The organism is Pseudomonas sp., from assembly GCF_050739935.1.
Lineage (GTDB): Bacteria > Pseudomonadota > Gammaproteobacteria > Pseudomonadales > Pseudomonadaceae > Aquipseudomonas.
In genome coordinates this window covers 35,093-49,358 of sequence record NZ_JBOICF010000124.1, presented here as the reverse complement: position 1 = coordinate 49,358, position 14,266 = coordinate 35,093, and the positions used below count along the sequence as shown (strand labels likewise).

Here is a 14,266-nt window from a genome sequence, read left to right as displayed (position 1 = left end):
TAGGTGGACGGGCTTGAGCGGTAATGAACCGATAACCCCCTCGATCTACTGCTGCGCACCGTCTTTGTAGTAGCCGGCTTGCCGGCAGTTGCGATTTCAGGCGTGTCAACGCCGACAAGTCGAACTGCTACGGAGGACGTGTCAGTGCAGTTTCCGCCAGCCGCCGGCGTCCACAGCGCATGAGCTAAGTTCTGCCACCCGCGAATCGCGCCCCAACATAGCACTGCCATTCTTTTTTTCAGTGGCCGATAATCGCGTTTTTATTTTTACCTTCATCCCGGGCACCTCCATGCAGAATGAAGCACAGGTTACTATTCATCAATTCGCCATCAGCGTCAGCGTCGGCGATGGCATCAGCAACGGCATGCTGCTAACTCGCAAACTGCTTCGGCAGGCGGGCGTCAATTCGGACATTTATTGCATCAAGCCCAACGAGCAAATGCAGGGCGACGTCCTGAGTATGGATGACTACCAGCCAGGCAGCGCTGATGCGTTGCTGGTTCACCACGGGATCGGCAACCCGGTCGAAGGCTGGTTGCGCGATTTACCCGAACGCAAATTCATGGTCTTCCACAACATCACCCCTGGCGAGCTGTTCCCGCCAGACCACGCCATTCAACCCATGCTGGCTCATGGCTGGGAGCAGGTCGACACTTGGAGGCAGTGGCTGACCGGCAGCATCGCCGACTCCCAGCAGAACCTGCAGGAGTTGCTGCAGCGAGGTTACTCCACGGAGAACTCGACCGAGATCCCGCTGCTGGTCGACCTTGAGCGCATCGAGCCTCATGCGATCAAACGCAACGACCTGCCGCGTCCATTCACGCTGCTGTTCGTCGGCCGCATCATGCCGCACAAGAACCAGCTCGGCCTAGTCGAGGCATTCGCTCAATTGCTGCGTCGTTCCCACGTGCCGCTGCACCTGTATCTGGTGGGCGGCTTCACGGTGATGGACTACAAAGAGCAGATTCAGAAGCGTATCGATGACCTGGGCATTGGAGCCTTCGTCAGCCTCACCGGCAAGGTCGACGACGACACCCTGAATTCCCTGTACAGCCGTAGCGACTTGTTCGTATCCCTTAGTCATCACGAAGGCTTCGGCATGCCGTTGATCGAGGCCATGGCCCATGACCTGCCAGTATTGGCCTACGACGCGCCGTCGAGCAATGTCGCCCATACCCTCAATGGCGCAGGTCTGCTGCTGGACAACGATGAGCCACAGGTGGTTGCTGCCACCATCGCGCAGTTGATGGAAAACCCCGCGCTGCGTCGTCATCTCAAGCGTCGCGGTGCCGAGCGTCTGCACGAGTTCGCCTATCAGCATCTATATGATCGTCTGAGCGCGTTCCTCACCCGTTTCGACATCGATCTGCCGCAATACAGCTTCGAAAAGCGTATGCCGCAGATCAACGTCGATTACCGTATCGAAGGGCCATTCGATAGCACCTACAGCCTGGCGCTGGTGAACCGCGAGCTGGGGCGCGCCCTGTCCAGAAACGGTCATGGCGTGGGCTTGCGTGCCACCGAGGGGCCGGGGCCGATTCCGGTCGATCCGGCGTTCCTTGAAGCCAATCCCGACTGCGCGGCCTTGCATGACCGGGGCGAGCGTCCGGCCAACAACGTGCTGCGCTTGATGTACCCGCCTCGTGTCAGTGACATGACCGGCGATTTCAACGTGGTGTCGTGCTATGGCTGGGAAGAGTCCTGCCTGCCGCAAGCCTTCTGCCACGACTTCAATCACCAGGCGCATCTGATCACCAGCATGTCTAGCTGGGTTACCCGCACCTTGGTGGACAACGGCGTGACGGCGCCAATCATTACCGTGGGCCTGGGCGCCGATCACATTCTGCGTGCCGACATCGATGCCTCGGCATTGCCGCCGATGCCCAAAGTCACCCCCGAGCGCCTCAAGCTGCTGCATGTGTCTTCGTGCTTCCCGCGCAAGGGCGTGGACGTGTTGCTCAAGGCTTATGGGCAGGCCTTCACTGCCGACGACGCAGTGGTCTTGATCATCAAGACCTTCCCCAATCCCCACCACGATATCGCGCAACAGGTGAAAGACTGGGCATCGGCGTTGCCTGGCGCGCCTGCGGTCGAGCTGATCATTCAGGATCTGCCGGATTCCGCCATGCGAGCGCTGTACACCCTGGGTGATGTGCTGATCGCGCCATCCCGTGGCGAAGGTTTCGGCCTGCCACTGGCCGAAGCCATGCTGCACAAGCTGCCAGTCGTGACGACAGGGCAGGGCGGGCAGTCTGACTTCTGCTCGCCGGACACCGCCTGGCTTATTGACTACCGCTACGAGCGAGCGCGCACTCACCTGGAAGCCAGCGCGTCGGTCTGGTTCGAACCCAGTTCCGAGCATCTGGCTAGCATTCTGAGCGACTTCCACGAGGCCTGGAAAAAGAACAAACTGCCGGCATTCGCTGCCAAGCGCGTCGAAGCCGCCGAAGCCCTGATTCGCAGCCGTTTCACGTGGTCGGAGGTGGCCAAGGCCAGCGCCGAGGCCATCAATCTTGCCCAACAACAGCCGTTGCTGAAGAAAGCGCCCAAGCTCGGCAGCGTCACCACCTGGAACAGCGCTTGCGGCATCGCGACCTACAGCACCAAGCTGCTGGAGCCTGCGTTTGGGCAGGAATGCCAAGTATTTGCCAACGATGACGCAATCCTCACCGCGGGCGATCAAGAGCATGTCGAACGCTGCTGGACGGCGGGTCCCACCGATAATCTGGAGCGCCTGAGAACCGCCGTTGAAAAATCCGGGGTCGATACCCTGTTGATTCAGTTCAACTTCTCATTTTTTGGAATTCAGCCGTTCGCGACTTTTCTCGACTGGGCTCATGGTCGCGGCATTCGTACGCTGGTGGTATTCCACTCCACTGCAGACGTGAAGCACGGCGAAGAATTGAAGACGTTGCGCGATATGCGTGAATCGCTGGCCGGCTGCGCGCGTCTGTTGGTGCACAGCGCTGGTGACCTCAATCGTCTCAAGGATTTCGGCCTCAACGACAACCTGCTGATGTTCCCCCACGGCGTCATTGACACGCCGCCACCTGCTCCGGGGCCGCGTCAACTGGCTGCGAAGCTGGAAGGCAAGACCATCATCGCCAGCTACGGTTTCCTGCTGCCCCACAAAGGCACACCGGAATTGATCGAAGCCTTCGCGATGCTGGCGCAGAAGGACAAGTCGCTGCACCTGTTGCTGGTCAACGCTCAATACCCAGTTCCGGCCTCGGCCGAATTGGCCGAAACCTGCCGTCAACGTATCGCGCAATCGGATTTATCCGGACGAGTGACACTGATCACCGACTATCTCTCGGACGAGGAGTCGTTGGCCTGGCTGGGCATGGCGAACGCCATAGTTTTCCCCTACCAGCACACTCAGGAATCTTCCAGTGCAGCGGTTCGGTGGGGGCTGAGTACCGGTCGTCCGGTTCTCTGCACGCCCTTGTCCATTTTTGAGGATGTGTCCGATGCCGTTACATTCCTGCCTGGTACGGATAGCCAGTCGCTATCTGATGGCATAAGGGCTGAACTAGACGCTTCGCCCCGCGCGAAGCAGGAAATCTGGCTGAAAAATCATGGCTGGAATGCCGTATCCGCCCGTCTGAACAATGTGTTGCGTGCAATATCGGCGTAAATTCATGGAACTTTAGGCTACGGTAAATAACGAAACTTCCTACTGACCCAATCTAGAAAGGCCTATGGACTTTCATAAAAAAGATGGATCACGGCTATTGTTTCGCCGCTATTTTGACATGTATGATCGGCGCGCAATCGTCAGTTATCTGTCTGAAGGGCTTTGAAAAAAGAGCTTGGGTCAGTAGCGGACGGCAGGGTTGGCGAATGAACGCCGACTTCCCATAAAGGGGGCCACGGCCCGCTGGGACGTGGCAACAGGCTGAGGCCGACGGGCCTTCTATCCGAACGGATGCCTGAGTGTCGATATCGACTCATATTGGAGATGAAAACGTAATGGCTACCACTTCTGCACAAGTACAACAACTGTATGTCGCTTACCTGGGCCGCGCTGCCGACAAGGCTGGTCTGGACTACTGGTTGAACGAGCTGAACGGTGACGAACCAACACTGACTCTGGAAAACCTGCGCTCTAACTTCGTTAACGAGCAGCCTGAGTACACTGATGCGTACGCTGGCCTGTCCCGTAACGACACCGTTGTTAAGATTTACAACAACCTGTTCGGTCGTGCTCCAGATGCTGCTGGTCTCGCTTACTGGTCGACTGGTGGTGGTGCTTCGGTCAATGTCGACCAACTGCTGACTGCTTTCATCGCTGGCGCTAGCGCTACCGACGCAAAAGTGATCGCTAACAAGGTTCTGGTTTCGGAGGTTTACACCTCTACTGCTGGTGACAACTATGCCGCAGCTGATGCTAAATCGATCATCTCTGGTGTCAATGATACTTCCGCTAGCGTGACCACTGCTGTCGGCCATCTGAGCGACGGTACGCTGAGCGGCATCGCAGTCCCTGAGGCTGTAGCTGCTCTGAAAGTATCTTTCGCTGCGAACGCTGCCGTTAATGACTTCACCTCCTCGTCTTCCAAAGCAGCCGATGTTCTGGCTATCGAGAAGCAATTGGTGACTCTGACTGCAGCCAACAAAGTACTGGCGGATCAAACTCAGACCGTCAAAGACGATGCTGGCTATGTGGCCATCTCTGCTGAGCTGAATGGTGACCTCGCTAATGCTCGCGCTAGCCTGGGCAACAAGACCACTCTGCAACTGACTGGCGAAGAGGCTGTTACTGCCAAGGCTCTGGTCGACGCACGTTCCGCTCTGACCACTAGCGATAACGCTTCGATCGACAAGATCACTGCTTTCGAGAAAGCAACTACTGACGCCGCTGCCATTACTGCCCCGAAAGGTACTGATGCTGACTTGGCCGTCGCTACTCTGGCCGCTTACGGCAGCCAAGCTGGCAGCGCCGACGTGTGGACAAAAGCACTGGCCGATGCTGGTGTTGATACCGCTACCGTTACTGATGTTAATGACCAGGCTCAAGCTCTGTACGACGCTCTGGCTAACAAGGCTACTCCAGCTGCTACTGTTACCAAAATCACTGCTGATTTCTCCGGCGTGACCCAGTTCAGTTCCGTTGGCAGTCTGGCAGCTCAGCAACTTGCTTACACGAAAGCTCAAGATACTCTGACCACTGCTAGCAATGCGCTGAATACGGCCGAAGGCAATACATACAAGTCTGCTTTCAACGCAGAACTGACTGCTAAAGCCAACTTGGACGCATCGACTTCGCTGGACAGCCTGGCGTCGTCCTACAAAGCAATCACTGACGCATACCAAGCTACTTTGGATGCTCAAACTGACGCGAACGCTAAGCTTGCTGGCTTCAGTACGCTGCACGCCCTGGGCGACAACGGTACTACTCTGACCGCCTCCGGCGCTGTCACCGATAAAGCTGACGTGTTCTACTTCGCTACTGGCAAAGTAACCACCTCGGACGGCGCTGTGAATCTGGAAACTGGTAAAGATTCGCTGTACCTGGGTGATGGCTACACTCTGAACACTGCAGCTACCTTGGATTCCACTGGTATCCACGGTGCTAACAACAGCGCTCTGGAAGTGTTCTTCTTCAAAGACGCTACCTCCGGCAACGTTAAAGCTGTGATCGAGACTGCTGCTGAGGGCAACACTACTGTAACTAACAACACTCTGACTGCTAGCACTGCAGACAAAGTGGCAATCATCGAACTGACCGGCGTAACTGATGTTTCGCAGGTCACCTTCGCGAACGGCGCTATCAGCCACGTAGCTTAATTGCCCCGTGTTTGATAACTGCGATGAGCTTCGGCTCATCGCAGGCTGATCTCAAAAAACCCGCCCCTCAAAAGGCGGGTTTTTTAATAGGCGCAGAGTGCGTATCCTCTGGCCCTTCTTTATGTACCGGATTGCTTGAATGAACTGGAACCTGATCGTCAACTTCACCCGCCAGGATCTGATTGACCGTCATTCTGCTTCGATGCTTGGTGCCGCCTGGACCTTCATCCTGCCGCTGATCAACATCCTCATTTTCACCCTGGTGTTCTCCAACATCATGGGCATGCGCCTGGGTGGCCTCGGCCAGGACCTGGGTCGCTGGGGCTACAGCGTTTACCTGGTCAGCGGATTGCTGGCCTGGAATTGCTTCGCCGCCACCTTGAGCCGTATCACCCAGGTCTTCCACGACAAGGCCCATCTCATCGGCAAAGTGCGTATGTCGCTCTGGACCCTGCCGGTGTACGTGGTGCTCAGCGAAACCGTCCATTACCTTATCGCGACCGGCTTTTTCATGATCTTCCTGATCGCCATCGACTTTCACTTCACCTGGTCACTGCTGTGGTGGATTCCGATTTTCCTGTGCCAGCAATTGCTGGCCTACGCGCTGGGCATCACCTGCGCGATTCTGTCGGTGTTCATGCGTGACATCGGGCAAATCGTCGGTGTGGTCGTGCAGCTGTGGTTCTGGCTGACGCCGATCGTATACGTGGCGAACATCCTGCCAGGGTTCATTCAGCAGCTGGTGGCGCTTAACCCGTTCTATCACTTGGTACTGGCTTATCGCGCGGCGCTGATCACGGGCGAGACACCACATCTGCTGTCGATTGGCGTGCTGGTGGTGTTCTCGCTGGCGTTGCTGGCGGTCGCCATCTTCGTGGGCCGCAAGCTGGAACGGGATATTCGCGACTTCCTATAGGGGTACATCCGGTGTGGGGTATTGCCTGGAATGGGTTCGCCAGCAAGCCGCTCCTACTGGGATTGCGGCTTTAGGGGAATTGGCGGCAAACCTCGAACTGTAGGAGCCGGCTTGCTGGCGAATGCGTCGGAACATCCGGCGAATCTGTTTTGCCCGGAACACGGTTCGCTAGCAAACCGGCTCCTACAGAAATGCGGTGTTACTGCGTTTGGTAGATGCCCGAAAACAATAATGTAACGCCCGACATGTCGTCCTTATGATCTTCAGCTCCTACGCCTTTCTTCTCGGGTTCTTTCCGACGGTTTACCTGCTGTTCGTGATCCTGCGCGCGAGGCAGCTGGAACGGGTCGCCCTGACGATGCTGGTCATTAGCTCGCTGGTGTTCTACGGCATGTGGAGCTGGCGCTACCTGGGGCTGTTGCTGGTCCTGATCGTGGTCAACTTCGTGCTGGGCAAACTGCAAGTCCGACGACGAGGCGGGCCGCAGGCAAAACTGTGGCTGACCGTCGCTGTGGCGTTCAACCTGGTGGTGCTCGGCTACTTCAAATACGCCGGCTTTTTCTTCGGCTTTCTTCCGTCCGCCGCCAGTTGGCACATCATTCTGCCGCTGGGTATTTCGTTCTTCACCTTCCAGAAAATCGCCTGGCACGTCGACCTTTATCAAGGGCGCCTGAAAAGCACCGGCAGCGTTTTGCAGTACAGCTTTTTCGTGTGCTTTTTCCCGCAGTTGATCGCCGGCCCCATCGTTCACGCGCGCTGGCTGTTTCCGCAGATCGCCAGAGGCTGGTTGAGCCGGCCGCTGCCCTGGCAAGTGGGGCTGTCGTTGCTGACGCTGGGCCTGATCAAGAAAGCCCTGTTGGCCGACCCCCTGGCCCCTGGCGTGGCGACGCTGTTCAATACCGCGCAGAGTGGCGCAGCGCTAAGTGCGCCTGAAGTCCTGCTCGCGGGTTTGAGTTACGGCTTGCAGCTGTACTTCGACTTCTCCGGTTACGCCGACATGGCTGTCGGGCTGGGGCTGATGTTCGGCATCAAGCTGCCGGCCAACTTCCGCTCTCCTTATAAAAGCGCATCGATCGTCGAGTTCTGGCGGCGCTGGCACATCACGTTGTCGAGCTTTCTGCGCGACTATCTCTACATCCCGCTGGGCGGTAATCGCAAAGGGCGTCTGCGCGCCAACGGCAACCTGCTGATCACCATGCTGCTGGGCGGCTTGTGGCACGGCGCGGGGTGGCAATTCATTCTCTGGGGCGGCATTCATGGGCTGCTGCTGGTGATCAATCACTATTGGCGGCACCTGAGCAGTTGGCGCTTGCCAAAGCCATTGGCGGTGGCACTGACGCTGTTGGTGGTGATGCTGGCGTGGATTCCGTTCCGCGCCGACTCGCTGACCACCAGCCTGCACATGTTCGAAGGGCTGGCCGACTGGCGCTGGAGTCGGTCATTCGACCTGGCGACCCTGCTGACCGAAGTGGCCGCCATGCACATCGACAAGAGTTTGCCGGTGGTCTGCGTAGCCTTGCTGGCGCTGACACTGACGGCACCGACCAGCCGCCGTTTGAGCTTGATGCTCGGGCCATTGGGTCGTGGCGTGCTGGTAGCGGTGGGGCTGTTTCTGGTGCTCAAGGCACTGGCCGGCGCGCCGGACCGCGCGTTCCTGTATTTCAACTTCTGAGGTCGACGATGAGGCCAGTCTTTCTCGCGAACCGTTTTCTGCTGGGCCTGGTGTTGGGGCTGGCGCTGGTGGTCGGGCTCTGGTCGTTACTGCTGGTGGGCCAAGCCGGGCGCCCGGTGCCCACCACGCAATGGATCGAAAAGGCCTACGCGCAGAAACTGGCGATTGCCGATTCGATCACGCAACCCAAGCTGGTGGTCGTCGCCGGTTCCGCCGCGATGTTCGGGATCGATTCGGGGATGCTCGAGCAGGCCGTCGGGCGCCCGGTGGTCAACCTTGGCGTCAACGCCGGGGTACTTCCGCCGTACATTCAGAATTACGCTCGGCAGGCCATCAAACCGGGTGACTGGGTATTGCTGCCGGTCGAGTACCCGATGTATCACGGGCGCTATTCGATCAACTATCCATTCCTCGATTACTGGTGGGAAAACCCGGGTTTCCGCCACATCGACGTGAACACCGCGCAACTGGCTCAAGTGTTGTGGCTGACGCCGTTGTCCAGGGTATTGAGCGGGTATCGAGGGCTGCCAGATGGCTTTGCGGTGAGCGGGCTGTACGGGCCGCAGAACCTCGATCAGCGCGGCGATCAGCTGCACAGCGAAGCTGTGCAACAGCAAGTGTGGATGCGTGAGTTGGTGCAGCAATCCGAGGTCGAGACCTATGGCGCTCAGGCCCACCGCTGGAATGCCAATTGGGCGAGTTGGAAAGCGTTGGCAGATCAAGTGACCGCCGCCGGAGGTTGCGCGCTGTTCGTGCCACCGCCGATGCTCGACCGGCCTGCCTATCATCAGGGACGCGAGTTGCGTTATTACAAGGCGCTACCGGATCAGGCTCGTGCAAACGGATTGAATTATATCGGGACTCCGCTCGAGACGATGTATCCGATGGATCGCTTCTTCGACACGAACTATCACTTGAATGCAGAATCTCGAACTTTATATATGCAGCAGTTGGTAAGTTGGGTGAAGCCTGAGTTCGCCAAGTGCAGTGCTGTTCATAATTAATCTGACAGTTATCCCACCCTTTAAGCTGATATGGTTTTCTGTAGTAGTCCGGCTTGGCGGCGGTGGCGATTTACGGTCGCTGCCGCCGGCAAGCTGATTGCTAGGCCTTTGGGTGGAATCAAATGCAAACGATCCCACGTGAAAAAAGGGCAGCCCAGGAGCTGCTCTTTTTTATTGCGTCACACCGTGAAGTCCCATGTCGCCGGGGCTTTGTTGTGGCCGGTCATTTCGGTGGAAGTGAGCAGGCTGTCGGCGACCTGCACGAAGTTGAGCTGCCCTTGCTGGACCTGTTCGGTCCAGTACGCCAAGCCCTCGGTGTCGACGGTGCGGCCAAAGAACGCCGTATACAGCGCCGCGATGTCGTGGCTGACGTCGCCGTTCAATGCCTTCGCACCGGCTTCGGTGGAGTTCAGGATCGACAACCCGATTCCGCCAATGCTCAGCGGTTGCTGCGTCCAGTAATCGAAACCGGCCACATCCGCCTGACGACCTAACAACCCTTCATACAGCGCTGCCAGGGTCGTTTGCTGGGTGTCGGTCGGTACCGAGACCGCGCCATCGGCGAAGCTCAGACCCTCGACGTTGACAACCTTCACCTGCTGGTTCGGATCATCCTTGCTGCTGACGATGGTAAACCCGCCATGCTGTTCGACGTTATACAGCGACCGATCGCCGCTGAACTGCACCGTGTCATTGCCCTGGCCGCCTTGCAGGACGGTATCGTTGGCCGACGCGAAGGAGGTGATCTGCAGGGTATCTTGACCACCGCCTGCAAACACAAAGCTGTTGCTGGCGTTGACGATAAAGCTCTGGTTGGCATCGTCTCCGGTTAAGGTCTGTCCGGCGGTGTTGCCTTGCACGGTGGTCTGACCAACGATAGCGGCAAAGTCGACGTTGCTAAGTGCTAACGACCCTTTGCCATTCATCTGCGTGGCATCGATGACCAGCGCGGTGAGTTGCGAACTACCGGCGCCATCCAACTGCAGAGGTTGAGTTGGCGCGGTCGAGGCGGTCACCGGCGTGATGGTGTGGACCAGCAGCGACGAGCCGTCCGCGAGTTTGTCGAGGAAGTTCTGACCGTTGACGTTCTGGTGCGCCTGATCGGTACTCGCCGTGGCGGCATCGATCGCCGCTTTGAGCGTTTCGGCGCTGTTGCCCACGGTTTTGATCGCACCACCCACGGCGGATAGGCCATAACCCACCGGCAGCTTGGCGATAAGCGAAGCGGACGAACCGCTGCCGACCAGATCGATGTCGGCGGTGCTCGCGTCGCCGGTGCTGTCCTGGCGGGAGCTGGTGACCAATCCGACCGAGATGCTGCTGCCGGTTTCGCCGTTCGGCAGCGTCACTTGAGTGGCGGTGACCGGTACGCCATCGACCGTCACGGGTGGATTGACCGGCGTAGTCGGTGGGGCTGTGACAGTGATCGCTACTGATTTGTCGGCCGTTTGCGGATCCGAAATGCCGTTGCTCTCGCCTTGGTCATTGATCGACACGTCGATCGACGCGCTACCGGTGAAGCCTGTTGTCGGTGTGAATTTCAAGCCGTTCAACGCCTCGTTGATCGCGGTCAGGGTGCCCGTCACGGTTACGAGGCTGGTGCCGTCGCCCGCGAAAACGACCTCGGAAGTGCTTCCCAGTGTCAGCAGTCCATGAGCCGCAGCCAGCGTTACCAGCACCTCACTGCTACCGGCATCTACATCGCTGACGGTGATCAGGTTGTGGTTGGCGGAGTTGAAGACCAGCGCCGTGTCTTGGCGAAGGTTTTGCGTGGCTGCCGCGAAGGACACATCGGGCTTGTCGTTGACACTGGCCACCACGACAGTTTTGGTGAGTGCCGCGCTGCTGCTGGTGCCGTCGTTGATAACAAAACTGACGGTGCGCGGGCCGTCAATCGGCGTTTCGGAGTCAGTGCTGTAGGTGACGCTGCGCAGCGCCGCCTGCCATTGAGCCAGCGTTGCCGAACCAGCGGAAGCGAGCGTCAAGGTGCCCGTGGTTGGGTTGTAAGCAGACGTGATGTCGCCAATGGTCGCGGGATCGCTGGAAAGGTTCAGCAAATCCCCGGCGCTGGGATTGCTGATGGTGACGGTGGCACTGGCCAGACCGCTGCTGTCCAAATCCGCCACTGTCACGCCGCTGTCGACGATGACAGGAATCGAGGGCGCATTCCTGCCTTCGGTAAACGAGGTATCACCAGGGCTTACAGTGAGAACCGGCGAGTTGTCGAGTGCTGCCACCGTCACCTGCTTGATGACCGTTGCGCTGTCGTACGTGCCATCGTTGACCGTAAAGCTGATGGTCCGGGTCGTTGTGTCCGGGGTGATTGCGGTGTCGGTATAGGTAACCGCGTTCAACGCGGCCTGCCATTGGGCAAGGCTCGCCACGCCGGAGGTGGAGATCAGCGTCAGTTCGCCGCTCGTTGGGTCGTAGTTTCCGGAGAGGTTACCGAACAACATGGAGCTGGTGTTCTCGAACGCAAGCACGTCTTCGGCAGCATTGAAACCCACGGTAATTGCCACTTTGGCGCTCGCGAAGGTCGTGCTGTCCGGGTCACTCACGGCCAGGCCGCTGTCAACCACCACGGGGGTTGCGGCCGCGTTATTGCCTGCAGTGAAAGCCACCGTGCCTCCTGAGGTGCTCACCACGGGGGCGTCGTTGGTCGCGGTGACCGTGACGACTTTCTGTGCCGCAATGCTGTTGATGCTGCCGTCATTGACGGTAAAGGTAATCGTGCGGTCGCTGGTGTCAGGGTTGTCGGAGGAGTCGGTGTAGGTCACCGAACGCAGGGCGGCTTGCCATTGCGCGAGGGTGGCTGTCGCGCTGGCGGAGGTGAGTTCCATCCGCCCCGTTGATGCGTTGTAGCTCGCGCTGATGTTACCCATGGTTGCCGAATCGTTGGTGAACGACAGCGAATCCTGAGCACTGTTGAAATGATTGGTGATGCTCACTTCAGCCGACGCAAGGGTGGTGTTGTCGACATCGGTCAAAGTGATGCTGCTGTCCACGACCACCGGAAGGGACGTTCCGGTGGCGCTTTCGATAAACTCCGTCGCACCGCCGCTGGTGGTCGCCAGCGGAGTGTCATTGATACTGATGACGGACACGGATTTACTGCTGACGGCGCTGTCTGTCGTGCCGTCGTTGGCCAGGAAGCTGATGGTGCGTGTGGCGGGATCCGGGTTCTCGGACGTATCGGTGTAAGTTACCGAGCGCAGAGCCGCCTGCCATTGTGCGAGTGTGGCGGTTGCATTGAGTGAGGTCAGTTCCATGACGCCTGTACCGGCGTTGTAGGTGGCGGTGATGTTGCCCATCGTGGTGCCGTTGTTGGCGAACGAAAGAACGTCTTCGCTGAAATTGACGTTGTCGGTAATGCTGACCGACACCTTGCTCAGTGTGGCGTTGTCTGCGTCACTCAGCGTTACCCCGTTGTCGATGATCACGGGCATCGAGGTGACATTATTGCCTTCGATGAACAGCGTCGTACCGCCGGTAGTCTCGACCACCGGCGCATTGTTGGTAGCCTGCACCGTGACGTCACGCGTGGCGGCGATGCTGTCTGAAGTGCCGTCGTTGACCACATAGGTAATGGTCCGCGTACCGGTATCCGGATTGTTCGACAGGTTGGTGTACGTGATCGAACTCAACGCTGCTTGCCATTGCGCAAGGTTCGCGCCACCTCCCGAGCTTAGCTCCAGCACTCCGGTACTGACGGCATAGGAGGCGCTGATATCGCCCGTCGTTGCGGAATTGGAAGTGAACAGCAGCATATCCTGATTACTGACGAAGTTGCCGCTGATGGTCACGGTCGCCTTGGCCAACGTGCTGTTGTCGCTGTCCGTCACAATGATGCCGGGGGCAATCGCCACCGGTACGGACTCGCCTTGGCCGCTTTCAATAAACGCCGCACTGCCGCTATCGGTGGTCACGATGGGCGCTGCGTTGGCGGGGGCGGCAACCGTTACTGAGGTGTAGTCGTAGGGAACGCCAGTGTCCTGACCCGTTTTGGCGGTGCCACCGTCATCACTGATGCTGACCAGTGAAATGCCGCGTTCGCCTAGCGTCGGGCTGACGCTGGTGTTTTTGTAGGTCATGCCATCCAGCAGCGTCTGCACGGTTGCCGCTGTAGTGTTGGCCGGCATCGTCAGGCTGACCAGGATCGATCCATTGCTATCGGCGGTGGTGAAGGTAACGCCGCTACTACCCAAGTTGCCAGATTGGTCTATCGACAGGTGAATATCGGTACCGCCAATGGTGAGGAATTCGTCGTCCGTTGCCGCGACACCATCCACCAACAGGCTGAACTGGGTGATATGTTGGTTGGCTTCATTGCTGACCACCACGTTGTCGAACAGATCAACCGCCGCGCCGCCGGTATAGAAGGTCGGGTAGAGCGCATCCTCTGTAGTGGTCGGTGCTTCGTTGACCTTGATCATGTTCAGTTGAAGGGTGTACTCGAGAACGTTCGCCCCGCTGCCGATCGTTATGCTGTACAGCCCCGCGCCGACCACGTTCGGGCTGCTGAAACTGCTCAATGGACGGTTGTCGTCGAACATGTTTCCGTTGTTCGATCCAAAGTCAAAGATGGCGGACTGGTTGACCTGTGAGCCGGTAATCGCGAGCGAATAGCCATCTACTGCATACCCTGTCGGAATCGAGAGCTGAATCACGTCCGCCGGATCACTTGGCGAATTAAGAGATGCGGTCCAGACGTTCTCGCCTACCTGATTCATCACCCACTGGTAATGGGCCAGATTGCCCGAGATATCGATGTAAGCGGTGTAGGTATCGATGTCTTCGTTGGCGTTTTCGGAGTAATTCAGGGGGGCGGACAGGTCGATGTAGGGGTAGGACTGTGACGGCGACGGCATGGGATATTCCTTATCT

Annotated in this window: 6 protein-coding genes; 5 read left to right on the top strand and 1 reads right to left on the bottom strand. The window is 58.3% G+C overall.

Going from position 1 to position 14,266, the window contains the following annotated elements; translation table 11 throughout:
* The first annotated feature begins 289 nt into the window (after positions 1–289).
* The 5 genes from ACRER8_RS24930 to ACRER8_RS24910 all read left to right on the top strand — a co-directional run bounded on the left by ACRER8_RS24930 (position 290) and on the right by ACRER8_RS24910 (position 9,382).
* A complete protein-coding gene (locus ACRER8_RS24930) occupies positions 290–3,637 on the top strand; it encodes a glycosyltransferase family 4 protein (protein WP_431748837.1) in 3,348 nt (1,115 codons plus the stop codon).
* A 299-nt stretch (positions 3,638–3,936) separates the two neighbouring features.
* The gene (locus tag ACRER8_RS24925; protein WP_431748836.1) at positions 3,937–5,790 is read left to right on the top strand and encodes a DUF4214 domain-containing protein; all 1,854 of its coding nucleotides are present in this window, start codon (positions 3,937–3,939) and stop codon (positions 5,788–5,790) included.
* Between the two features lie 139 nt (positions 5,791–5,929).
* Positions 5,930–6,706, top strand: a complete 777-nt coding sequence (locus ACRER8_RS24920; protein ID WP_431748835.1) for an ABC transporter permease — start codon at positions 5,930–5,932, stop codon at positions 6,704–6,706.
* A gap of 256 nt (positions 6,707–6,962) precedes the next feature.
* Positions 6,963–8,378 carry an MBOAT family O-acyltransferase gene (locus ACRER8_RS24915; protein WP_431748834.1) on the top strand — a complete coding sequence of 472 codons (1,416 nt, stop codon included), beginning with the start codon at positions 6,963–6,965 and terminating at the stop codon, positions 8,376–8,378.
* A gap of 8 nt (positions 8,379–8,386) precedes the next feature.
* On the top strand, positions 8,387–9,382 hold the full coding sequence (locus ACRER8_RS24910; RefSeq protein ID WP_431748833.1) for a hypothetical protein: 996 nt from the start codon (positions 8,387–8,389) through the stop codon (positions 9,380–9,382).
* Between the two features lie 179 nt (positions 9,383–9,561).
* Here ACRER8_RS24910 and ACRER8_RS24905 read toward each other — a convergent pair whose 3' ends face one another.
* Positions 9,562–14,250: a DUF4214 domain-containing protein gene (locus tag ACRER8_RS24905; RefSeq protein WP_431748832.1), complete on the bottom strand. Its 4,689-nt coding sequence runs from the start codon at positions 14,248–14,250 to the stop codon at positions 9,562–9,564.
* Between the last annotated feature and the right edge of the window lie 16 nt (positions 14,251–14,266).